21 protein-coding genes are annotated in these 23,287 nt (G+C 65.7%); 4 read left to right on the top strand and 17 right to left on the bottom strand.

What is annotated here, in order from left to right:
• Positions 1-129: 129 nt before the first annotated feature.
• Positions 130-2,145: a transketolase gene (tkt, locus tag E3C22_RS14770; RefSeq protein ID WP_134762806.1), complete on the bottom strand. Its 2,016-nt coding sequence runs from the start codon at positions 2,143-2,145 to the stop codon at positions 130-132.
• A 257-nt stretch (positions 2,146-2,402) separates the two neighbouring features.
• Here tkt and E3C22_RS14775 point away from each other — a divergent pair, with 257 nt between their 5' ends.
• From E3C22_RS14775 to E3C22_RS14785, 3 genes are read left to right on the top strand one after another with little or no spacing between them, the layout of a single operon-like run.
• Positions 2,403-2,681: a DUF4164 domain-containing protein gene (locus E3C22_RS14775; RefSeq protein ID WP_134762807.1), complete on the top strand. Its 279-nt coding sequence runs from the start codon at positions 2,403-2,405 to the stop codon at positions 2,679-2,681.
• Positions 2,682-2,715: 34 nt separating this feature from the next.
• A complete protein-coding gene (locus tag E3C22_RS14780; RefSeq protein WP_134762808.1) occupies positions 2,716-3,078 on the top strand; it encodes a cell division protein ZapA in 363 nt (120 codons plus the stop codon).
• Positions 3,075-4,055, top strand: a complete 981-nt coding sequence (locus tag E3C22_RS14785; RefSeq protein ID WP_245515002.1) for an alpha/beta hydrolase — start codon at positions 3,075-3,077, stop codon at positions 4,053-4,055. Before E3C22_RS14780 ends, E3C22_RS14785 begins: the two co-directional genes overlap by 4 nt.
• A 141-nt stretch (positions 4,056-4,196) precedes the next feature.
• Here E3C22_RS14785 and E3C22_RS14790 read toward each other — a convergent pair whose 3' ends face one another.
• The 10 genes from E3C22_RS14790 to aptA form a co-directional block, all read right to left on the bottom strand.
• Positions 4,197-4,529, bottom strand: coding sequence for a hypothetical protein (locus E3C22_RS14790; RefSeq protein ID WP_134762809.1), 333 nt, complete (start codon positions 4,527-4,529; stop codon positions 4,197-4,199).
• A gap of 259 nt (positions 4,530-4,788) precedes the next feature.
• Complete coding sequence (locus tag E3C22_RS14795) at positions 4,789-5,490, bottom strand: SDR family oxidoreductase (protein ID WP_134762810.1); 702 nt, start codon at positions 5,488-5,490, stop codon at positions 4,789-4,791.
• 394 nt (positions 5,491-5,884) lie between these two features.
• Positions 5,885-6,250, bottom strand: coding sequence for an endonuclease domain-containing protein (locus tag E3C22_RS14800; protein ID WP_134762811.1), 366 nt, complete (start codon positions 6,248-6,250; stop codon positions 5,885-5,887).
• Between the two features lie 77 nt (positions 6,251-6,327).
• Complete coding sequence (gene hydA / locus E3C22_RS14805) at positions 6,328-7,779, bottom strand: dihydropyrimidinase (protein WP_134762812.1); 1,452 nt, start codon at positions 7,777-7,779, stop codon at positions 6,328-6,330.
• On the bottom strand, positions 7,776-8,159 hold the full coding sequence (locus E3C22_RS14810; protein WP_134762813.1) for a type II toxin-antitoxin system PemK/MazF family toxin: 384 nt from the start codon (positions 8,157-8,159) through the stop codon (positions 7,776-7,778). Before E3C22_RS14810 ends, hydA begins: the two co-directional genes overlap by 4 nt.
• Complete coding sequence (locus E3C22_RS14815) at positions 8,156-8,380, bottom strand: antitoxin MazE-like protein (RefSeq protein ID WP_134762814.1); 225 nt, start codon at positions 8,378-8,380, stop codon at positions 8,156-8,158. Before E3C22_RS14815 ends, E3C22_RS14810 begins: the two co-directional genes overlap by 4 nt.
• A 190-nt stretch (positions 8,381-8,570) precedes the next feature.
• Positions 8,571-8,990 carry a VOC family protein gene (locus tag E3C22_RS14820; protein ID WP_134762815.1) on the bottom strand — a complete coding sequence of 140 codons (420 nt, stop codon included), beginning with the start codon at positions 8,988-8,990 and terminating at the stop codon, positions 8,571-8,573.
• 147 nt (positions 8,991-9,137) lie between these two features.
• Complete coding sequence (locus tag E3C22_RS14825) at positions 9,138-9,815, bottom strand: hypothetical protein (protein ID WP_134762816.1); 678 nt, start codon at positions 9,813-9,815, stop codon at positions 9,138-9,140.
• Positions 9,816-9,820: 5 nt separating this feature from the next.
• Positions 9,821-11,068, bottom strand: coding sequence for a Zn-dependent hydrolase (locus E3C22_RS14830; protein ID WP_134762817.1), 1,248 nt, complete (start codon positions 11,066-11,068; stop codon positions 9,821-9,823).
• A gap of 334 nt (positions 11,069-11,402) precedes the next feature.
• A complete protein-coding gene (gene aptA / locus E3C22_RS14835; protein ID WP_134762818.1) occupies positions 11,403-12,731 on the bottom strand; it encodes an omega-aminotransferase AptA in 1,329 nt (442 codons plus the stop codon).
• A gap of 143 nt (positions 12,732-12,874) precedes the next feature.
• Here aptA and E3C22_RS14840 point away from each other — a divergent pair, with 143 nt between their 5' ends.
• On the top strand, positions 12,875-13,546 hold the full coding sequence (locus E3C22_RS14840) for a TetR family transcriptional regulator C-terminal domain-containing protein (RefSeq protein WP_134762819.1): 672 nt from the start codon (positions 12,875-12,877) through the stop codon (positions 13,544-13,546).
• 36 nt (positions 13,547-13,582) lie between these two features.
• Here the strand turns inward: E3C22_RS14840 and E3C22_RS14845 are convergent, their stop codons facing one another.
• The 6 genes from E3C22_RS14845 to E3C22_RS14870 all read right to left on the bottom strand — a co-directional run bounded on the left by E3C22_RS14845 (position 13,583) and on the right by E3C22_RS14870 (position 23,097).
• The gene (locus E3C22_RS14845) at positions 13,583-16,030 is read right to left on the bottom strand and encodes a putative bifunctional diguanylate cyclase/phosphodiesterase (protein ID WP_134762820.1); all 2,448 of its coding nucleotides are present in this window, start codon (positions 16,028-16,030) and stop codon (positions 13,583-13,585) included.
• Positions 16,031-16,254: 224 nt separating this feature from the next.
• On the bottom strand, positions 16,255-17,913 hold the full coding sequence (locus E3C22_RS14850) for an FAD-binding dehydrogenase (RefSeq protein ID WP_134762821.1): 1,659 nt from the start codon (positions 17,911-17,913) through the stop codon (positions 16,255-16,257).
• Positions 17,914-18,085: 172 nt separating this feature from the next.
• The gene (locus E3C22_RS14855) at positions 18,086-19,156 is read right to left on the bottom strand and encodes a DUF2252 family protein (RefSeq protein ID WP_134762822.1); all 1,071 of its coding nucleotides are present in this window, start codon (positions 19,154-19,156) and stop codon (positions 18,086-18,088) included.
• A gap of 106 nt (positions 19,157-19,262) precedes the next feature.
• The gene (preA, locus tag E3C22_RS14860; protein ID WP_134762823.1) at positions 19,263-20,606 is read right to left on the bottom strand and encodes an NAD-dependent dihydropyrimidine dehydrogenase subunit PreA; all 1,344 of its coding nucleotides are present in this window, start codon (positions 20,604-20,606) and stop codon (positions 19,263-19,265) included.
• 19 nt (positions 20,607-20,625) lie between these two features.
• Entirely contained in the window at positions 20,626-21,441 is an 816-nt protein-coding gene (locus tag E3C22_RS14865; protein ID WP_167591781.1) for a methyltransferase domain-containing protein, read from the bottom strand.
• A gap of 279 nt (positions 21,442-21,720) precedes the next feature.
• A complete protein-coding gene (locus tag E3C22_RS14870; RefSeq protein WP_134762825.1) occupies positions 21,721-23,097 on the bottom strand; it encodes an NAD(P)-dependent oxidoreductase in 1,377 nt (458 codons plus the stop codon).
• Positions 23,098-23,287: the final 190 nt, after the last annotated feature.

Genomic DNA, 23,287 nt, shown 5'->3' on the forward strand with positions numbered 1-23,287 from the left:
AAAGGTCTGGCCGGGCTTAGCCCTCGCGGCCGGTCGAATCAAGTTGGCCGCCGGCCGAGGGTTTCTCAAGGGCGGCCGGAATTTTTCCGGCATGGCGCCGCCGGGAAAGAACCAGCGGCGGACCGCCGCTCATTCCGCCTCGGCCTCTTCGCTCTCGCCCGTCTCGCCGAGCCGCTCCGTCACCGCCGCGACGGCGGCTTCGGCGGTGATGCCGAAATGGGCGTAGAGCTCCTCCGCCGGGCCGGAGGCGCCGAAGCCGGTCATGCCGATGAACAGGCCCTCGCGGCCGATCATCTCGTCCCAGCCCTGGCGAACGCCAGCCTCGATGGCGAGCTTGAGACTGTCATCGTCGACCAGCGCCCGGCGGTATTCCGCGGTCTGGCGGCGGAAGAGCTCGAAGGACGGCACCGAGACGACGCGGGTCGGAATGCCGGAAGCTTCCAGCTGGCGCCGTGCGTCGACGGCGATCGCCACCTCCGACCCGGTGGCGTAGATCGTCACCTTCGCCTCGCCCGACGCCGGATCGATCTCGTAGGCGCCGCGGGCGCTCTTGTTCTCGTCATGCTCGTCGAGGCGCACCGTCGGCAATGTCTGCCGCGACAAGGCGAGGATCGACGGCGCCGCGCGGTTCTCCAGCGCCAGTTGCCAGCACTCGGCGGTCTCGACCGCGTCGGCCGGGCGGAACACCAGCATGTTCGGGATCGCCCGAAGCGCGGCGAGATGTTCCACCGGCTGGTGGGTCGGCCCGTCCTCGCCAAGGCCGATCGAATCATGGGTCATCACATGGATCACCCGGATGCCCATCAGCGCCGAAAGCCGCAGCGCGCCGCGGCAATAGTCGGAAAAGGTCAGGAAGGTCCCCGAATAGGGGATCAGCCCGCCATGCAGCGCCATGCCGTTCATCGCGGCGGCCATGGCGTGTTCGCGGATGCCGTAATGGACGAAGCGGCCGGAATAGTCGCCCGGCGTGATCGCCGCGGTCTGGCTGGTGCGGGTGTTGTTGGAGCCGGAAAGGTCGGCCGAACCGCCGATCATCTCCGGCACCACGGCGTTGATCTCCTCGAGCGCCGCCTCTGACGCCTTGCGGGTGGCAATCTGCGGCCGCTCTTCGTTCATCCGGCGCTTGAAGCGGTGCATCGCCTGGGTGAAGCCGCTCGGCAGGTCGCCGCGCATACGCCGCTCGAACTCGCCGCGGGTCTCGGCGTCGACCTCGGCGAAGCGGGTTTCCCACTCCTTGCGCCGGGTGCCGGATCGAAGCCCGGCGATGCGCCACTGGTCGAGAACTCCGGAGGGCACCTCGAAGGGCGGATGCGGCCAGCCGAGCGCCTCGCGGGCGGCGGCGATCTCGGCCTTGCCGAGCGGCGCGCCGTGCGCCTTTTCGGTGCCGGCCTTGCCGGGGGCGCCGAAGCCGATCGTGGTCTTGGCGGCGATCAGCGTCGGCTGGTCGCTGGCCTTCGCGGCCTCGAGGGCCGCGGCGATGGCGTCGTGATCGTGGCCGTCGCAGGACAGCGCCTGCCAGCCGCAGGCTTCGAAACGGGCCAGCTGGTTGGTCGAATCGGCGAGCGAGACCTTTCCGTCGATGGTGATGCCGTTGTCGTCCCAGATGAATATCAGCCTGGAGAGCTTCAGATGGCCGGCAAGGGCGATTGCCTCCTGGCTGATGCCCTCCATCAGGCAGCCGTCGCCGAGAAGGACGTAGGTATAGTGGTCAACGATGTCGTCGCCGAAGCGGGCATTGAGGATTCGCTCGGCGAGCGCCATGCCCACGGCATTGCCGGTGCCCTGGCCGAGCGGCCCGGTGGTCGCCTCGATGCCGGCCGCAAGGCCGTGTTCGGGATGACCGGCGGCCTTCGAGCCGAGCTGGCGGAAGCGCCGGATGTCGTCGAGGCCGATATCGCCGTAGCCGAGAAGATAGAGCAGGCTGTAGAGCAGCATCGAGCCGTGGCCGGCGGAAAACACGAAGCGGTCGCGATTCGGCCAGTCCGGCCGCTTCGGATCGAAGGTGAGAAAGCGGGTGAACAGCACGGTGGCGATGTCGGCAGCGCCCATCGGCAGACCCGGATGGCCGGAACCGGCGGCTTCCACCGCGTCGGCAGAGAGGAAGCGGATGGCATTGGCCATCTGCCGGCGCATTTCCGTCGTCATCGCAAGGACTCCCCGCATCGCCCCTGGCCAGGTTTGGCCGCCGAGAGACGGCGCCGCCGAGACGCGCGGCACCCATCATAGGCCCCCGTCGCTGTCAACAAAACCCTGGGGCTCACGCGCCAGGCCGGCGCACCGCGCGCTTTTCTTGGCCGCCGAGAGCCGCTAAGACCAGGAGGGGGCGGCAGAACCTGCGCCGCGCCCCATCTTTTGCGCGGGTCGCCCCGCCGAACGAGCCACCGTGGTTGGAGTTGCCGCCGATGCCGCATGACGATCCGTTCGACGCTGCCAGGACGCGACTTCGAACGGCGCTCGAGCGGCTGGAGACTGCCGTGGACGACCGGATCGACCGTGAGGCGAGCCTGCGCAGCGTCGACGCCGAGGTGCAGCGCCAGACCGCCGACCGCGGCCGTCTCGCCCGCGAGCTCGATTCCGCACTGGCGCGGGGCGAACGCCTCGAACAGGCCAATCGCGAGGTCTCCAAGCGGCTCGTCGACGCCATGGAGAAGGTGCGCAAGGTGCTCGACCAGCACAAATAGCCGAAATTCATCCGCGATCCGAACGGGAAGCCCGATGCCGCAGATTGTCGTCACCATCGACGAAAAGACCTACCGGATGGCCTGCGCCGAGGGCGAGGAAAAGCACCTCGAAACCCTCGCCGCCGACGTCGACGGCAAGATTTCCGAGCTGCGCGGCTCCTTCGGCCAGATCGGCGATCTCAGGCTGACTGTCATGGCGGCGATCATGGCGACCGACCAGCTCTACGAGGCGCGCCGCAAGCTGCAGGAACTGCAGGCACAGATCGATGCCGATGCCGAGACCCGAACGGCGAGCGAAGCCGGCAGCGAGACGCGGCGCCGGGAATTTGCCGAAAGCCTCGACGAAACCGCAGCCGCGCTGGAGCGGATCACCGCCAAGCTGACGGCCGGCGCGTGAAAAGACTTGAACCGGATGCGGAGCGGCCGCTGCTGCGCGATCGCCCGCGAGCCTCACCCATCGAGGCCCGCGATATCGATCGCAACGGTCTGATGGAAGGCATGCCCGGAAAGCTTTTGAGGCTGGGACTACTGCTCCTCTGCAGCCTCGCCGCCCTCGCTCTGTCCGGCTGCGCCGCAGCACTCAACGCCGTGACACCCGCAAGCGACTACCGCCTCGTCCCGGACCTCGCCTATGGGCCGGGCGAGCGGCGCAAGCTCGACCTCTACCTTCCGAAGGCCATGGACGCGGCGACGCCGGTGGTGGTGTTCATCCACGGCGGCAGCTGGGATTCGGGCTCCAAGGACATCTATCCCTTCGTCGGCCAGTCACTGGCGAGCGCCGGCATCATCACGGCGATCCCGAACTATCGGCTCTACCCGCAGACTGAGTTTCCAGGCTTCGTCGAGGATGGGGCAAGTGCCGTGGCAGCGGTCGAGCGGCTGGCGAAGACCGGCAAGGACGGTATCCCGAAAGGCCGCCACCCGCTGTTCATCATGGGTCATTCGGCCGGGGCGGAGATCGCCGGGCTCATCGCCACCGACGGGCGCTATCTCGCCGCTGCCGGCTCGTCGATCGGCGGGCTGAAAGGTTTCATCGGGCTTTCCGGCCCCTACGATTTCCTGCCGCTCACGGAAGAGCGCTACAAGCGGATCTTCCCCGAAAAGCTGCGGCCGGCGAGCCAGCCGGTCAATTTCGTTTCCGGCGACGAGCCGCCGACGCTGCTGATCGCCGGGGATGCCGACACGACCGTCGACCCGCAGAACACCCGCTCGCTCGCCGGAAGGCTCGAGAAATCAGGCGTGCCGGTCAAGGCAAGCCTTTATCCGGGCATCGGCCATATCGGCACGATCGCGTCATTTTCGACGGTCCTGCCGCTCGGCAATCGCCGCATCCGCGAGGAGGTGATCGGCTTCGTCAGGGCGCATTCCGGATGACGCGCGCCTCTCGGTGGGCCGCGGGCCCTGGAGGTGAACGACTGGCGCTCTGACGTTCCGACCCTCAGCGTCGTGCTCGCCCGGAAGCGATCCGACCTTTCGACAGATGCAGCGGCCTGCCCGGCAGGAGACCGACGGGCTTCAGGCTTTCGCCTGCGGCCAGACCATCAAGAGGAAGCCGACCAGGCCGAGGCCCATGCCGATCAGCTGCGTCACCGGCGGGCGCTCGTGGAAGATCGCGAAGGCGATGACGTTGATGAGGATCAGCTGGGCGACGGAGGAGGCGGAGATCGCGACGCCGAGACCCGATTCGCGCATCAGCCGGACCATCATGAGATTGCCGATGCAGTAGAGCAGCAGCGATCCGCCGAGGACCCAGGGCAGGCCGTTGTTGAGGTAGGATCGCGTCGCCGAGGCGGCGGCCAGAAACACCGGCACCGCGCCAGCCAGCCACAGGATCGCCGCAGCATTCATCGTCAGACCCTCGTCGGAAACATTCTGCCCATCGCAAAGGCCGAACGTCCCTCTACAGCATCGGCAGGAAAATCGGAATCGATTTTCGGAACGCGCGATGCGGAGAATCAAACAGTTCGAGCGTCGCGCATCCATTTGGACACACGACGCTCAGCCGCGGGACGGCCCCGCCGCAAGCGGCGCAAATGCGAAAGTCTCAACCCGTTCTTCGAGCGGCGCGAGAGGAGGCGCTGTTGGGCATGCCACTTCGGGTCTCGATTCAAACCGACCGCGTGATGCCGCCGTCGACCCGGATGTTCTGGCCGGTGATATAGGCCGCGCCGTCGGAAGCGAGAAAGGCGATGGTCTCGGCGATCTCCTCGACATGGCCGTAGCGGCCGAGCGGGATCTTCTCGAGGAAGGCCTCCTTTTCCGGCAGGCTGTCGATGAAGCCGGGCAGGACATTGTTCATCCGCACGTTCTTGGCCGCATACTGATCGGAAAACAGCTTGGTGAAGGCGGCAAGGCCTGCCCGGAAGACGGCCGAGGTCGGGAACACCTCGCTCGGCTCGAAGGCGGCGAAGGTCGAGATGTTGACGATCGCGCCGCCACCGTTCTCCGCCATGATTGGCGCGACGAGGCGCGCCGGGCGGACGGCCGAGAGGAAGTAGACCTCCATCCCCCGATGCCAGTCCTCGTCGGTGATGTCGAGGATCGGGGCGCGAGGGCCGTGGCCGGCGCTGTTGACGAGAACGTCGATCCGCCCCCACCGATCATGGACGGTCTCGACCAGCCGGCGGACGTCGTCATTCGACTGGTTGGAGCCGGTGACGCCGATGCCGCCAAGCTCCTTCGCCAGCGCCTCGCCCTTGCCGGAAGAGGAGAGGATCGCGACGCGAAAGCCCCTCTCGGCGAGCTTCTTCGCCGCGCCGGCGCCCATGCCAGAGCCGCCGGCGGTGACGATGGCAACCTTTTCGGTCATTTCGATATCCCTTTTCCATTCGCGGCCGCCGCCCGGAGCCGGACCGCTCGATCAAGCCCGTCCCATCCGTTTGCACTCGGAACGAGCGGCGACATTGGGCCTGATGGGGGCCTGTTTGGGTCGGCGCTGACACCCCCACCCCTAACCCCTCCCCACAAGGGGGAGGGGGACTTCTGGAACGGCGCGGCCATTGCCCCCCGTTCGCGCGACCTTGCGGTACCCCCAGCATCGCCGCAGCATTCGAACTTATCCAACTTCAAAATCCAGGATGCTGTGCCTGCCACACGAGGCGGCGAAGCCGCCAAGAGCCTTCGCCGGTTTGGGGGCGGTCGTTCGGGGGCGCTCCCCTCCCCCTTGTGGGGAGGGGCAGGGGTGGGGGTACGAACGTCGGCTCTCACCGTTTCAACCCGGGCGCATCCATGATCTCCTCGACGCACCCGTCGAAGGCGGCTTCGATGTCGCCTGTCGAGAACCGCAGGACCCGATAACCCTGTCGGTTCAGCCACGCGTCCCGAACCGCGTCCCGCGCCATGCGATCCGGATAATGATGAAACTCGCCGTCGACCTCGACGATCAGACGCTCGTAATGGGCGGCGAAGTCGGCGACGTAGGGGCCGATCGGTACCTGTTTTCGAAAGTGCACGCCGAAATGCCGTCGAAAGGTCTTCAACTCGTGCCAGAGGCGTTTCTCGCCCTCCGTCATCGATTTGCGCAACTGGCGGGCCTTTTCGACGGATCTGCGGTCGGTGCGGGTCGGCATGATGCTGCTTCTCCCAGGCCGCCATCACCCCCCCACCCGATCCCCAGCCCACAAGGGGGTGGGGATGGCAGCAGGCCTCACACCCCGCTCATCGGGATGCCCGTCCGCTCGACTTTGCGCGGCGCCGTCAGTTCCTTCCAGGTCGAGAGCGCCTTGTTGACCGGCGCATTGGCCGGCCGCTCGACGAAGCGGCCGTCGCCCTTTTCGGCCCTGACGTCGCCCTCCCTGAAGACCAGCTTGCCGCGCGAGAAGGTCATGACGGGAAGGCCGGTCACCTCGACGCCCTCGAAGACGTTGTAGTCGATCGCCGATTTCTGGGTCCTGGCGGAGATCGTCTTGGTCGCCTTCGGGTCGAAGACGATCAGGTCGGCATCGGCGCCGACGAGGATCGCGCCCTTCTTCGGATAGACGTTGAGGATTTTGGCGATGTTCGTCGAGGTGACGGCGACGAATTCGTTCATCGTCAGCCGGCCGGTGGTAACGCCCTTGGTCCAGAGCACCGACAGCCGGTCCTCCAGACCGCCGGTGCCGTTCGGGATCTTGGTGAAATCGCCGAGCCCCATGCGCTTCTGCTCGGTGGTGAAGGCGCAGTGGTCGGTGGCGACGACCTGCAGCGAACCGCTCGCGAGGCCCGCCCAGAGCGAATCCTGATGGCTCTTGTCCCGAAACGGCGGGCTCATCACGCGGCGCGCCGCATGGTCCCAGTCGGGGTGGGAATATTCGCCGTCGTCGAGCACCAGATGCTGGATCAGCGGCTCGCCATAGACGCGCATGCCCTTCTGCCGTGCCCGGCGGATCGCCTCGTGGGCCTGCTCGCACGACGTGTGGACGACATAGAGCGGCACGCCGGCCTGATCGGCGATCATGATCGCCCGGTTGACCGCCTCGCCCTCGACTTCCGGAGGCCGTGAGAAGGCATGCGCCTCGGGGCCGTTGTTGCCTTCGGCCATGAGTTTCTGCTGCAGGAACGCGACGACGTCGCCGTTTTCGGCATGGACCAGCGGCATCGCGCCGATCTCGGCGCAGCGGGTGAAGGAGGCGAACATCTCGTCGTCGTTCACCATCAGCGCGCCCTTATAGGCCATGAAGTGCTTGAAGGTGTTGATGCCGGCCTCGACGACCTTCGGCATCTCGTCGAAGAACTTCTGGCCCCACCAGGTGACGCCCATGTGGAAGGAATAGTCCGTGCGCGCCGGCCCGGCCTTCTGGAACCAGACCTGCAGCGCGTCGAGCGGCCCCTGATCAGGGTCCGGCAGGCAGAAATCGACGGTCATCGTCGTCCCCCCGGCCAGCGCCGCCGCGGTTCCGGTGTCGAAGTCGTCGGCTGAGAAGGTGCCCATGAAGGGCATTTCCATATGGGTGTGCGGATCGATGCCGCCGGGCATGACATAGGCGCCGGACGCGTCGATCACCTCGTCCCCCGAAAGGTCCGGCCCGATCGCGGCGATCGTCTCGCCGTCGATCAGAATGTCGGCCCTGTAGGTGAGATCGGCGGTGACGATGGTGCCGCCCTTGATGACTGTGGTCATGGCAAACCTTCTTGGCTTTGAGGATAGGATATTGCCGGAGTACCGAGGATCGTTCCCGCCAGTTGGAGAAAAACGACGAGGCTGCGATTTAACGCGATCATCTCGTCCACTTCCAAGGCGCCAATGACGTCGAAGACCTTCTTGCGGGGATATGTCTGGATCTTGTCCACCATCGCGTCCGATGGCGCGCGCAAGCCGTTCGAACCTCGAGGCTTGATACGAACGCGAAGGTCGATGGTTTTGGCGAGATCCGACGTCAGTGGGACGACGGTGATGCTTCCCAGGTATTCGGCGAAATGATCGGCCTGCACAACGATCGCCGGCCTCGCCTTTCCGTAGTCGCCCTGACCCGACACTAGCACAACATCTCCGCGCTTCATCCGGGCAGATCGTCCCAAAGGGCCGCGACTTCATCCGACAATCGATCGAGTTCCCCGGACCGGCGGTCGGCCTCGTTGATCGCGTCGCAGTTCTCTTTCAAACGCGCCCGGAACACCGGATTATCCCAGTCCGGCACCCAGACCTCGGCCTGGATCGGCTTCCAGCCTTCCGCCAAAAGCTTCTGACGTTCTTCTTCCGACAATTCCTTCGGGCGTCCCATGCGCGCCTCCTCGATGATGCCGCAGAACCGATCCTACCCCACCATGCTGGCACTCTCCAGCGCAGCGGGCGACGCTGGCGGGAATGCGGCCACCGGCTGTCTCACCGAGGTAAGCCGCGATCCATGCAACCGCATCGTTTCGTCTCCGGAAATCCACGATGGCGAACGTGACCTGCCCCAAGCAGCGCAGTCACGAATGGTCCGCTGGCTCGATTCGTTCGATGACAACCGACGCGGCGGAGCGTTCCGTCGGCCCGTGATGGACGGCCTCGACATTGTTGCCGTCCGGGTCGAGCAGGAATGCCGCAAAATAGCCGGCGTGATAGTTGCGAACTCCGGGCCCGCCATTGTCGCGACCGCCGACTGCCAGGCCCGCCGCGTGAAAGGCCGCGACGGCCTCACGGTCGCTTGCCTTGAACGCGAAATGCAGCTGCGAGACAGAGTCTTCGGTTGCCGAGACGTAGAACTCGTCGCACCAGAAATCCTCGCCGTGGCTCTCGATGCTGTGGCCGAGGGCGCCGAGCACGGCCTCGTAGAATCGCCGGCTCGCCGCGAGGTCGCGGACGCGGATGTGGACGTGATCGAACAGCCGGCCGAGATGCTCAGTCATTGACCCCCATTTCCAATGACAGCTGCCTCAACGGCACCCGCAATCCGATATCTCTTCAAGGTTCGCCTTGGGGTCAGCAGCATACCCATTGATTTCGACTCTCTCGCATCCACGTCGGCGATCGCACTCACCTCCAGCGCTATACGCTCATCGACCCATTCTGCGATCAATTCCTCCGACGCCCAGGTAAGCCGAGCAGGCTTCAGCAAACTTTTTCATCAGGTCTTCACCACTTGGTTCCGCATGTCTCTCCAGCATCGCAGGCGGCGCGGCTGACACATACAAAGGGAAGGGCATTTGCACCGGCTCTTCACCGCGAAATAGGCGCAGCAGACTCCGCATTTTTTCCGGACTATCCGTTTCCCAGGTCACCAGCCAACTTCCAATTACCTCGTCTTTCATCCGCTCTCCAGAAACAAGGCCGAGGTGAACGACGCTTCGACCAGACCTGATGAACTGCCCTGACGTGGCAGTTCTCCGGATGATCGCCGCGAACAATAATGACCCGATGTTCAGGCCGCGATATTCGAGGACGAGGGCAGGTGGATTTTGTGCAGCACACGAAACTACTAGGGCCGTGCAATTCGGACTTTGCGGCTCGCACTCCTTGTCGCGAAACCCGAATGAGAGCTTGATCGGCTCGCCATGTTCGATTTCCAAGCTTGGCCAGAGGCTGAAGATGGGCTGATCGTCGCGAGCGATCGCATCCGAGGCCGCAGTCACCAGAAGCCCGAATAGGAGCGCGATGGCGACACAGACGCTGAATGTCAGATGCCAAACTCCACATGGTGGGACTTTCCAAGAACCAGACGGTGCACGCGCCAATCAAATCACTCCGCCACCCCCGCCGTCTCCACCACCGCATGCAACAAGACGTTGGCGCCGTTCTGTGCCCACTCCTTCGAGATCTCCTCGGCCTCGTTGTGCGACAGTCCGTCGACGCAGGGGCACATGACCATCGCCGTCGGGGCGATGCGGTTGATCCAGCAGGCGTCGTGGCCGGCGCCGGAGACGATGTCGGTGTGCGACAGGCCGAGCCGTTCGGCGGCGTCGCGCACCGCCTTGACGCAGGTGGAGTCGAAGGTGACCGGATCGAAATGGCCGACGACCTCCACCTCGGCGGCAATGTCCATGGCATCAATGATCGTGTCTATGCCGTCCTCGATCCGCTCGCGCATTGCCTCCAGCGTCTCCTTCGAGGGCGAGCGGATGTCGACGGTGAAGACGGCCTTGCCCGGAATGATGTTGCGCGAGTTCGGATAGACCTCGACATGGCCGATCGCGCCGACGGCGTTCGGCTGAAAGTCCATCGCCGTCTCGTGGACGAGTTCGGTCACCCGCGCCATGCCGAGTCCGGCATTGCGGCGCTTCGGCATCGGGGTCGAGCCGGTGTGGCTCTCCTTGCCGGTCAGCGTCACCTGCAGCCAGTAAAGCCCCTGGCCGTGGGTGACGACGCCGATATCGATCCCTTCGTCCTCGAGGATCGGTCCCTGCTCGATGTGGAGTTCGAAAAAGGCCTTCATCTTGCGGGCGCCGACTGGCTCCGCGCCCTCCCAGCCGATGCGGGCGAGCTCGTCGCCGAATGTCTTACCCTTCGCGTCAGTGCGGGCCTTCGCCCAGTCCTCTTCGTGGACGCCGGCAAAGACGCCGGAAGCCAGCATCGCCGGGGCGAAGCGCGTGCCTTCCTCGTTGGTCCAGTTGGTGACCACGATCGGATGCTTGGTCTTGATGTTAAGATCGTTGAGTGTGCGGACGATCTCCAGCGCACCGAGAACGCCGAGAACGCCGTCATACTTGCCGCCGGTCGGCTGGGTGTCGAGATGACTGCCGACATAGACCGGCAGGGCGTCCGGGTCGGTGCCCTCGCGGGTGAAGAACATGTTGCCCAATGTGTCCACGCCCATGGTCATGCCGGCACCCTCGGCCCAAGACTGGAAAAGCTTTCGCCCCTCGCCGTCCTCGTCGGTGAGCGTCTGGCGGTTGTTGCCGCCGGCGACGCCCGGGCCGATCTTCGCCATTTCCATCAGCGAATCCCACAGGCGATCACTGTTGATCTGGAGATTGGAAAGCTGGCTCATGGGGTGTCCTTTACGAGGGCTGGATAAAGAGGCCGAGCGCTCTCTTCTGGCATCTTGGTTCACGCTCGCGCTCGCGGCGACATGGCCCAGCGGGCGCCGCACCTCTCCGCGTCGTCATTCTCGGGCCCCGTCCCGAGAATCCAGAGATCGTCGGGTGCCATTCGTAGCAACGACGCAAGGCCGCAACCGCCGGCGTCGCGGCAACCGCCCCTGGATTCTCGGGACGGGGCCCGAGAATGACGACGTTTCAGTATCCCCGCCTTCTTCGTCGATGTTCGGCGGAACCTCTGCCGGTGGGTGCCCCAGCCCGCAGGACGACCGAATAGGCAGGCAGTCACTCCAGCCCGGCTAAAATCCCCTTCAGCGTGTCGACGATCTCCCCGATCTGCTCCTCGCTCACCATCAGCGGTGGCGACAAAGCGATGATGTCGCCGGTGGTGCGGATCAGCAGCCCCTCCTCGAAGGCCTTCACGAAGGCCGAGAAGGCGCGCTTGGTGGGCTCGCCCTTCATCGGTTCGAGCTCGATCGCGCCGATCAGGCCGATGGTGCGGATGTCGATGACGTGGCGTGTGCCCTTGAGCGAGTGGATCGCATCGGCCCAGACCGGCTCCAGCGCCTTCGCCCGCTCGAACAACCCCTCCTCCTGATAGGTCTCGAGGGTGGCGAGGCCCGCCGCCGCGGCGATCGGATTGCCGGAATAGGTGTAGCCGTGGGCGAACTCGATCAGATGCTCCGGCCCGGTCATGAAGGCGTCGTGGATCGTGTCCTTCACGAACACAGCGCCCATCGGGATGACGCCGTTGGTCAGGCCCTTGGCGGTGATCATGATGTCCGGCGTCACGCCGAAATAGTCGCTCGCAAAAGCCGTGCCCATGCGTCCGTAGCCGGTGATCACCTCGTCGAAGATGAGGAGGATGCCGTGCTGGTCGCAGATCTCGCGCAGGCGCTTGAGGTAGCCTTTCGGCGGCGGCAGCACGCCGGTCGATCCGGCGACCGGTTCGACGATGACAGCGGCGATCGTCGAGGGATCGTGCAGCGTCGCGATGCGCAGGAGGTCGTCGGCAAGCTCGGCGCCGTGCTCGGTCTCACCCTTCGAATAGCCGTTCCGCTCCGGGTCGTGGGTGTGGCGCATGTGGTCGACGCCGGTCAGCAGCGTGCCGAACATCTTGCGATTGCCGACGATGCCGCCGACCGAGATCCCGCCGAAATTGACCCCGTGATAGCCGCGCTCGCGGCCGATCAGCCGGAACCTGGCGCCGTCGCCCTTCGCCCGGTGGTAGGCGAGCGCGATCTTCAGCGCCGTCTCCACCGATTCCGAGCCGGAATTGGTGAAGAACACGTGGTCGAGGCCCTGCGGCGCGATGGTCGTCAGCCGCGAGGCGAGTTCGAAGGCCTTGGGGTGGCCCATCTGGAAGGCCGGGGCATAGTCGAGTTCGGCGGCCTGGCTCTGGATCGCCTCGGTGATCTTCGGCCGGCAGTGGCCGGCATTGACGCACCACAACCCCGCCGTCCCGTCCAACACCTGGCGGCCGTCCGCCGTCGTATAGTGCATGTCCTTCGCCGCGACGAACATGCGCGGCGCCTGCTTGAACTGCCGGTTGGCCGAGAACGGCATCCAGAAGGCTTCGAGATTGTTGGGAACGATCCGCGATTGCTCGTTCATCGACTGCCGCCTCGCTCGATCCGGCAAGCCTTGCGCTCTCGTTCCGGATTCTTGACTATTTGGTCAAAACCGAGGCTAGAAGCTTGCCGGAAACCGGTCAAGCGCAATTGCCGCAGGCCTTGGCGGGTGGCGATGCGGCGAGGATGGGGGCGGGTTTGGACGCCAAGGTCGAGGATCGTCCCGGAGCTGGCAGGGTGGCGCAGCAGCGCACCCGGATCCAGCTCGTCAACCGCGAGATCATCCTTTCGGCAGCGCTCGAAGTCTTTGCCACGCACGGCTTTCGCGGCGCGACGGTCGACCAGATCGCCGCCCGCGCCGAAATGTCGAAGCCCAACCTGCTCTACTATTTCCGCCGCAAGCAGGACATCTACCGGGCCGTCCTCGAACATACCCTCGACGACTGGCTGGCGCCGCTCGCCGCCATCGACCGGGACGGCGACCCGATCGAAGAGTTGCGGCGCTACATCACGCTGAAGCTGCAGATGTCGGCGGAAAACCCGGCCGCCTCGCGCCTCTTCGCCAATGAGGTGCTCGCCGGGGCGCCCGTCATCGGGGACTTCCTGAAGACGCGGCTGCGCGAACTCGTCCACGAAAAGGCCGGCGTCGTCCGCGCCTGGGTCGGCGAAGGCCGCCTCGCCCCCGTCGATCCCACCCATCTGATCTTCATGATCTGGGCGGTGACCCAGCACTATGCCGATTTCGACGTCCAGGTGCGCGCGGTGCTGGGCTCGCAGGTCGACAAGCCGGGCTTCCACGAACAGACCGCCCAGGCGGTTCTCACCATCGTTCTGAACGGCATCCGCCCGCGCGACTGACGGCACCTGCGGCGGCTGTCGCCTCGGCCCCGACGGTCAGGCCGCAGCGGTGGCGCCCGCCGCCACGGCGAGATCGCCGGTCCAGCGCTTGGTGATCTCGGCGATCACCCGCGGCAGTTCCTCCTTCGGCTGCGGCGTCGAGAAGAAATAGCCCTGCATCTCGAGACAGCCTTCCGCCAGCAGCGCCCGCATCTGCTCGCCGGTCTCGATGCCCTCGGCGATCACCTGCATCTTCAGGGACTTCGACAGACCGATGACCGAGCGCACGATGGCGATGTTCTCGGCCCGGCCCATGTCGCGCACGAAGGACTGGTCGATCTTGATCTTGTTGAAGGAGAACTTGCTGAGATAGCCGAGGGAGGAATAGCCGGTGCCGAAATCGTCCATCGAAACGGTGAGGCCGCGCCGGCGCATCTCCTTCAGGATGTCGAGCACCCGGTCGCTTTCGTCGAGGAACAGCGATTCCGTCACCTCGATCTGCAGGCGCTCCGCCGCGAGCTTGGTCTTGGCGAGCACCCGGTCGATATCGGCGAGCAAAGTCGCGCTTTTGAACTGCATGGCCGAGAGGTTGACCGAGATGGTCATCGATCCGGGCCAGCTGGCGGCCTCGCTGCAGGCCGTCTCTAGGCACCAGACCCCGAGGCGTTCGATCAGCCCCGCCTCTTCCGCCAGCGGAATGAAATCCGCCGGCGAGATCATGCCCTTTTCCGGATGGTTCCAGCGCAGCAGCGCCTCGAAGCCGCTGACCCGCTTTTCCGCCATATCGACGAAGGGCTGATAATAGAGCTCGAACTGTTCGGCATCGAGCGCCGCCTTCAGATCGAGCTCCATCTCCCGGCGCTGCTTCAGCTTGGAGCGCATCGCCGGCTCGAACATCCGGTAGGCGCCCTTGCCGGAACGGTCTTCCTTGGCCTTGTAGAGGGCGAGGTCGCAGTTCTGCAGCATCATGTCGGCGTCGATGCCCTCGGCATCGACGATACCCGGATCATGGGCGACGATGCCGACGCTTGCGGTGGCGAAGATCCGCCGCCCGTCGACGTCGAAGGGCTCCTCGAAGGCGGTGACGATCGCCGCGCCGAGCGCCTCGCCGCTGAGCCCGGACTTGGTCTGTGGCGCGATGACGGCGAATTCGTCGCCGCCGAGCCGCGCGACGCTGGCCTTCGCATCGACGATGCCGGCGAGCCGCTCGCCGCAGCATTTCAGCAGCGCGTCGCCGATCGGATGGCCATAGGTGTCGTTGATCGACTTGAAATTGCGGATATCGACGACGACGACGGAGAACGGCTTCTTGGCGGTCTTCAAAAGCTGATCCAGCTCCTCGCCGAACTGCCGTCGGTTCGGCAGATCGGTCAGCTGGTCGTGGCCGGCGAGATAATGCAGGCGCTGGGAGATCTGCTCGCGCTCGGTGATGTCCTCGAAGGTGATCAGCAGTCCCTTGCCGGACATGCCGCGGCGCTTGACCTCGAGGATGGTGCCGTCGGGCATGGTCATCTGCTGGGAGTCGGTGTCGTTCTCGCGCAGATTGCTGGTGAGCTTGGAGTCGGAGAAGAACTTCTTGGCGGGCGTGAGGATCTCGAAGGCGCCGAAGCGCTCGTCGAAGACGCCGTTCGACAGCAGCAGCCGGCGCTGGCCGTCGAGCATGCACAGCGCCTGGGTCATGTTGTCGAGGGCGCCCTGCAGCTGGTTCTGCTTGTCGGCGATCTGGTCGGACAGCATGTTGGTCTTGGCGTCGAGGTCGGTCTTCAGGAACTGGCAGCGGTCCTGCATCTCGCCGAGGGCGGAGAACGCGTTGCGGATCTCCTTGGGGCCGGCCGGCGTGACCTTGATGTCGTCTTCCTCGGCCACCAGCGCCTTTGCCGTGTCGCTGAAGCGTTTCAGCGGCGTTGCGACCGACCGCATGAGATAGACGAGCAGCGCCAGCATGGAGAAGATCACCGCGCCGAGCGCGATGGTCGCGTCGGTGGTGGTGCTCTTGAAGGCATGGTCGGCGGCTTCCTCGCGGGCCTTCAGATCGTTGCGGACGATCCGCACGGCAGACTGCAGCCCGAGCGTGATCTTCTCGATCTCGCGAAGCACCGTCGGCTTGGAAATCGAGGCATAGCCGGTCTCGATCAGGCCGAGCGAATAGACCATGCCGCGCAGCGCTGACTTCGCCTCTTCGGGAATGTCGGTCTCGAGAACGCCGGTGACGTTCTGGCGGATCTCACCCACCGCGGCGAGCACATCTTCGAGGTCACGGCCGCTGAGGGCCGAACGCCTGGCGGCCTCGCCCTCGATCTGGACCTGGCTTTCAAGGTTGCTGCGAACGTCGCCTATATTGGCGAGGCTCGACTGCAGGCGGGTGATCGGATCGACGCCGACGTCGACGAAAGCGGTCAGCCGCTCGATCGACTCGCGCTGGCTGCTGTAGGAGAGATAGCCGAAGGCACCCGTCAGGCCTGCAAAAATCAGACAGCCGAGGATGAGCCTCACCTTGATCGACATGACGCGTCTTTCTCGGCAGTAGAAACCAGATCAGAAGAGCGAAGACCCACACGCAGCCCTCGCCAGGGGCGCACTATGCCGACCCAAAGTTACTCTGCCGTTACAAAGCCACCCTGCTGGGAAGTCGGCGGCGGCGGCGTGCAATTTTCGCTTCGCGAGCCACGACGGCCGGGATCATCGCAAAAGGCAATCGCCGATCATTGCTTCGGGGACGCTACGCAAAGCTATCGCGCCCTTGCGGCATGGCGGCCGGCGGCCCGGCCTGAAAACAGGCAGCCGCCGAGAAACGTCCCCTCCAGCGCATTGTAGCCGTGATAGCCGCCACCGCCGAAGCCGGCCGCCTCGCCCACCGCATAGAGCCCTTCGATCGGCCTGCCGGACGCGTCCAGCACCCGAGCGTCGAGGTCGGTGTGGATGCCGCCGAGGGTCTTGCGCGTCAGGATGTTGAGCCGCACGGCGATCAGCGGCCCGTGGGCGGGATCGAGAATGCGATGCGGCTTTGCCGTGCGGACCAGCCGGTCGCCGAGATAGCGCCGTGCCCCGCGAATGGCGGTCACCTGCGCGTCCTTGGCGAAGGGATTGGCGATCTGCAGGTCGCGGGCGACGATTTCGGCGCGCAGGCAATCGAACGACAGGAGATCCTCGCCGACGAGAGCGTTCATCCCGGCGACCAGATCCTCCAGCCTGTCGGCGACGACGAAATCTGCGCCTCTCGCCTTGAAGGCCTCGACCGGCGGCGGTGCTCCCCTGCCGCGCCGGCTGCAGATCACGTCTCGCCAGCTCTTGCCGGTCATGTCCGGGTTCTGCTCGGAGCCGGACAAGGCGAATTCGCGCTCGATGATCGACTGGGTGAGCACGAACCAGGAATGGTCCCGGCCTGTCGCAAGAATCCGCTTCAGCGTCGCCATCGTGTCGAAGCCCGGCATCGCCGGCGCTTCCATCCGCTTGCCGAAGGCGTCGAACCACAGCGACGAAGGGCCCGGCAGGATGCGGATGCCATGCATCGGCCAGATCGGATCGTGATTTCGCAGCCCTTCGGTGTAGTGCCACATCCGGTCGCGGTTGATCACCGCACAGCCGGCCGCCTCGGCGATCTCGATCATCCGTCCGTCGACATGGGCCGGAACACCGGAAATCATGGAGTTCGGCGCAGGGCCCAGCCGTTCGACCGGCCAGTTCCTGCGCACCAGCGCATGATTGCCGCCGATGCCGCCGGAAGCGATGACGACGGCTCCGGCCTCGATGGCGAAATCGCCGACGACGTCGCGCGAGGTCGAGCGGCCGCGCGGCTCGCCGGAGACCGCGAGGACCTCGCCCGCGACCGCATGGGCCCGGCCGTCCCCGACCTTCAGCGAGGAGACGCGGTGCCGCGGCCGGTAGTCGACCCGGCCCGCGGCGAGATGCTCTCGCAACCGCTTCTCGAAGGGTTCGACGACGCCGGGGCCGGTGCCCCAGGTGATGTGGAAGCGCGGCACCGAATTGCCGTGGCCGCTGGCAAGGCCACCGCCGCGCTCCGCCCACCCGACGACGGGAAACCAGCGCATGCCGAGACCATGGAGCCAGGCCCGCATCTCGCCGCAGGCAAAATCGAGATAGGCCTCGGCCACCCGCCGCGGCCAAAGGTCTTCCGGACGATCAAAACCGGCCGAGCCGAGCCAGTCCGACAGCGCGAGATCGTGGCTGTCCCTGATGCCGAGCCGGCGCTGTTCGGGCGTATCGACCATGAACAGCCCGCCGAGCGACCAGAAGGCCTGGCCGCCGAGCGACTGCTCGCCCTCCTGATCGATGAGCACCACAGGCGTGCCGCGATCGGCGATCTCGCAGGCAGCAACGAGCCCCGCCAACCCCGCGCCGATGACGAGGGCGTCCGTTCTCTCCGGCATTGCATTTCCTCCCGCCGGCAAACTGCCATGGCGGGACGGGCGGCAGCAATCGCTCCGGCCCGGCGGGCAAGGGAGGGCGGCGCCAAGCGGGGTGTCACGGAAAGTCCAGCCCGCCTGTCCGATGTGTCCCGACCGGCGGGTCGATCACGCTTGGTCGGCAGCGGCAGTGAGGTCAGGCGAAGCCGGCATGCTCGCCGGCGACAAATGTCGCGGCGGCCTCGGCGGCATGACGCAGCCAGCCGCGGCCGCGGCTTGCGAGATCAGCGCGCACCGCAGGCAGAATGGCCGGATCGTCGGCGTGGCAGGCGGCGATCTCCCGCCCCATCCGCTCGAGCATGGCCTCCGACAAAAGGTCGTCGAGATCGTCCTCGCTGTCGAGCTTGCGGCTGTTCGGCGACAACCGGCGGACCACCACGCCGTCAAGCACGCGGTAGTGCGGATCCGGCGCGCGGCAGCGGCCCGCGGCGATCGCGCCCGCGAGGATCGGCGCCGCTCCGCCATCACGGGCGAGCGACCATGCCGATGGCAGCAGCGCCTTCGCCTCCCGCACCACAGGACCGCCGCGCCAGTCCGCCATGGCGACGAAGCGCGGCCGGCCGAGGCTGCCGAGGCCGGCCGTGCGCCGTGCGAATGTCATCTCCACGGACGGGTCGGGCATCGCCTGCCGCAACGCGTCATCGAACCGTTGCCCGATCGGCTCTGTGGCGGGTTTGAGGTCATGCAGCTTGCCCCAGAACTTCTTGCGCTCGCCCTCCGGCAGCATGACGGCCTTGCGCAGCCACTTGTGATCGCGCTCGAGCACCGTCGGCTGAGGCTCGTCGATGCCCTTTTCATAGCCCCTGAGGATCGCCCTGCAGATGGCGCCGGTTCCGGGCCCTCCCTTGGCGGCTTTCGCAAGCAGCGCGCTTGCGGCAAGCCGGACGATGTCGAGAGCGTAAGGCATTCGCGCCGCCTCGTCGAAATCGTTGACGCCCCAGATCAGCCGTCCCTCGGCGTCACGCCAGGTGCCGAAGTTTTCCAGATGGGTGTCGCCGATGGCGAGCAGTTCGGGAGCGGCGGAAAGATCGGGGCAGATTTCGGCGATCGTCTCTGCCCAGCGCCAGTAGGTGGCGCGCAGGAAGGCGAAGGAGGAGCACCGCATCTTGCAATGCTTCTCGCCGAGATCCTCGACAACGAGTTCGCCCGCCAGCCGGCTCGCCAGCCAGGCCTCGAAACGCGTCATCGATGCAGCAAAATCGCTCATGCCGGCCGTCCTGGCCACCAGGGATTGCAGCGATCCTACACCCGACCGCCGCCGCTGACATCACCTGGCGTCAGATATATCCTGCGCCCCTGCCCAGCTGCATGCCTTACTCGGCAGCGTCGGGCAGGGTGACCGGCTCGGGCGCATGCTGGAGCTTCTCAGTCGCCATCGGATTGTTGGGATGCGCCGTCCAGTTGCCGTATTCGTCGGGGATCGGCTTCTTCGTACGCGGGTCGTATCCGGCGATCCGCTCCATGGTGATGCAGTCCTCGACCGGACAGACATTGACGCAGAGATTGCAGCCGACGCATTCCTCGTCGATCACCTCGAAGCGGCGCGCGCCGTCGACCATGCTGGTGATCGCCTGGTGGGAGGTGTCCTCGCAGACGATGTGGCAGCGCCCGCAGGAGATGCACTTGTCCTGGTCGATCCGCGCCTTGGTGACGTAGTTGAGGTTGAGATACTGCCAGTCGGTGACGTTCGGCGCCGCCAGCCCGCGGAAATCGTCAATGGTGCGATAGCCCTTCTCGTCCATCCAGTCAGACAGGCCCGAGATCATCTCCTTGACCACCTTGAAGCCGTAGGTCATCGCCGCGGTGCAGACCTGGACGTTGCCGCAGCCGAGCGCGATGAACTCCGCCGCATCGCGCCAGGTGGTGATGCCGCCGATGCCGGAGATCGGCATGCCGACGGTCTCGGCGTCGCGGGCGATCTCGGCGACCATGTTGAGCGCCATCGGCCTGACCGCCGGGCCGCACATGCCGCCATGGGAGCCCTTGCCGTCGATGGTCGGGGTGGGAGCGAAATTGTCGAGGTCGATCGACATGATCGCAGAGACGGTGTTGATCAGGGACACCGCGTCGGCGCCGCCCTTTTTCGCCGCGCGGGCGGGATAGCGGATGTCGGTGATGTTCGGCGTCAGCTTGACGATCACCGGCAGCCGCGAATGCTGCTTGCACCAGCGGGCGACCATCTCGATATATTCCGGCACCTGGCCGACCGCCGAGCCCATGCCGCGCTCGCTCATGCCGTGCGGGCAGCCGAAATTCAGCTCCACCCCGTCGGCGCCCGTCTGTTCGACGAGGGCGAGAATCTTCTGCCAGGGCGCCTCCTCGCAGGGCACCATCAGCGAGACGACCACCGCCCGGTCCGGCCAGTTGCGCTTGACCCGGGCGATTTCCTCGAGATTGGTGTCGAGCGCCCGGTCGGTGATCAGCTCGATGTTGTTGAGCGCCAGCAACCGCCGGTCCGGCCCCCACAGCGCCCCGTAGCGCGGGCCGTTGACATTGACGACCGGCGGGTCCTCGCCGAGCGTCTTCCAGACCACCCCGCCCCACCCGGCCTCAAAGGCCCGCTGGACGTTGTATTCCTTGTCCGTCGGCGGCGCCGAGGCGAGCCAGAACGGGTTCGGCGAGGCAATGCCGAGGAAGCTTGTCGTCAGGTCGGCCATGAGCTGTGTTTCCCGTTTGCTAGTCTGCGGGCACGGTGAAGATCATTTCGACCGGAGCGATGACGCCGGCCTTGATGGCGGAGACCATGTTCTTGACCTTTTCGCCGACGGTCGGCCCCATCAGGAGATGCAGGCCGAGCGGCGCCGGCGCGGCAGAGTTTGCCGCCGATTGAACCTGTTCGAAGAAGGTGATCGCGACCTCGCGCCGATCGGTCTCGGCGAGAGATTTCAATCCGGCAGCCGCCGCGGCGTTGCGATAGACGTCGGGTTCGGCGAGCGCTGACAACGTCGCAGTCTCCGCCCAGGGCACCGGATAGACAAGTTCGCCCGCGCCGACCTTCATCACCTCGTAGACTGCGAAGGCACCGCCAGGCTTCAGGACGCGGGCAGCCTCGGAAAACAGCGCCGCCTTGTCCGGGATATTCATTCCGACATGCAGCATCGTCGCGATGTCGAAGCGGGCGGCGTCAAAAGGGAGCGCCGTCGCACTGGCAACCTCAAAGCGGACCTTGTCGGAAAGGCCGCAGAGTTTCGTCAGATGGGTGGCGGCCTCGACATAGGCCGGCGTCAGATCGATGCCCGTTACCTTGCAGCCATAACGGCTGGCGATCGAGCGCGCCGGCCCGCCGATGCCAGACCCAATGTCGAGAAGACGGGTCTCGGCGGTAATCCCGAGCTGATCGAGGAGTCGCGCCGTCGCTTCGGCACCTCCGATGTGGAACTCGTCGACGGCTTTCAACTGGTCCGGCGTCAGATGTTCGGGGTCGACGGCCGCTGTCTTGAGGCCTTCGAGAATGCGAGGCAGAACGTCATAGGCCGCATAGTGACGTGTCACACCGTCTTCCGAGAACGACATGGTTTGCAGCTCCCTCAAGCCAAAAGCCGACAGGTTGGCGACGGCAGCAAGTGAGCTCCGTGGGCTAGTTGATTGTCAAGTGAGTGCAAGATGCAACCTGAATGACTTTGCGGAAGAAAACCTCGCAGGTCTTTGATGTCTCGCAAAATTGCGTCCAGACGGAGGGTGCCCAGGCAAACGCCTGTCGCTGATGTTGCTTTCGGGGACGATCTCGTCACGCCGGTCAACGGGATGTGCTCGCGCGATGCATCCGGGGTCTCACTCCGCCGCGACCCTGTCCGCCGCAGTCAGAGCGGCGTGGATGTCCATCGCCGCGACCTTGCCGTCCTCCACCGCGACGACGGTCAAGTCCTCGCCTTCGGCGATGCAGTCGCCGCCGGCCCAGACACCCTCCAGCGAAGTGCGCCGCGCGGCGTCGACCCTGATCCGGCCGCGCTCCAGCGCGATCCCCTCGCCTTCCGCTTCGGTCCCGTGCGGCAGGAACGTCTGGCCGATCGCCTTGAAGACCTGGTCAGCCTCGATCGTCACCGTCTCCCCTGTCAGCACTAGCTTGCCGTTCTCGATCATCGTCCGTTCGAGTTCGATCGCCGCGACGTGGCCGTCCTCGGCATGAATCCGCTTCGGCTGGAGATGGAAGCGCAGGTGGACGCCGCGGGTCGCCGCCACCTCTTGCTCGTAAGGGCTGGCATTCATCGCCTCGCGGCCGCGGCGATAGGCGATGGTCACCTCTTCCGCGCCGAGCGCCTTGGCCTGGACGGCCGCATCGATCGCCGTCATGCCGCCGCCGATGACGACGACGCGCCGGCCGACCGGCAGCCCCGAGAGATCGGCGGTCTGGCGCAGATCGGCGATCCAGGCGACGGCGTCGTGGGAGCCGCTCGAAGCCTCCCCGTCGGCGCCGAGCGCGTTGACGCCTGCAAGCCCGAGGCCAAGGAACACCGCGTCGAAGTCGCGCCGAAGGTCGGCAAGGTGGATGCCCTGGCCGAGCGCCTTGCCGGTCTCGAAGGTGATCCCGCCGATCTTCAGGAGGAACGCCACCTCTTTCTGGGCGAAATCCTCCGTCGCCTTGTAGGCGGCGATGCCATATTCGTTGAGACCGCCCGGCTTTTCCCGGGCGTCGTAGATCGTCACGTCATGGCCCAGCATGGCGAGGCGGTGGGCGGCCGAAAGCCCGGCTGGGCCGGCGCCGACGACCGCGATTCTCCTCCCCGTGGCCGCAGCCCGCTTAAAGGGATGCTCGCCCGTCGCCATCAGGGTGTCGGTGGCATGGCGCTGAAGCATGCCGATCTGCACCGGCTTGCCCTCGGCCACCTCGCGCACGCAGACCTCTTCGCACAGCGTTTCGGTCGGACAGACCCGCGCGCACATACCACCGAGAATGTTCTGCGACAGGATGGTCTTCGCCGCGCCGATCGGATTGCCCGCCTGGATCTCGCGGATGAACAGCGGGATGTCGATCGCCGTCGGGCAGGCGTTCATGCAAGGGGCGTCGTAGCAGAAGTAGCAGCGATCCGCCTCGACCAGCGCCTCGTGCCGCTCGAGCGCCGGATGCAGGTCGGCAAAACCCGTGGCGAGTTCTTCGGCCGGCAGGCGTCCGGCCCTGATGTCGGGTCGGCGTGGCAGCGGATCGGACATGGCGATCGTTCCCTCTGGCTGGCCCTCGTCCCCTCGCGCCAAGGCGGCTCAGCGACCGGGATGAATGAGAATGATTCCATTTTTCGCGGCCGTCAAATTTTTTATCGTTTGGTCAAAAATCGAACGATCAACCGATCTGCTTTTTCGATTGAAACGACATGATTAAATCGTTGGATTGAACGGTTGCCGG

This window comes from Jiella endophytica (assembly GCF_004519335.1).
Taxonomy (GTDB): Bacteria; Pseudomonadota; Alphaproteobacteria; order Rhizobiales; family Rhizobiaceae; genus Jiella; species Jiella endophytica.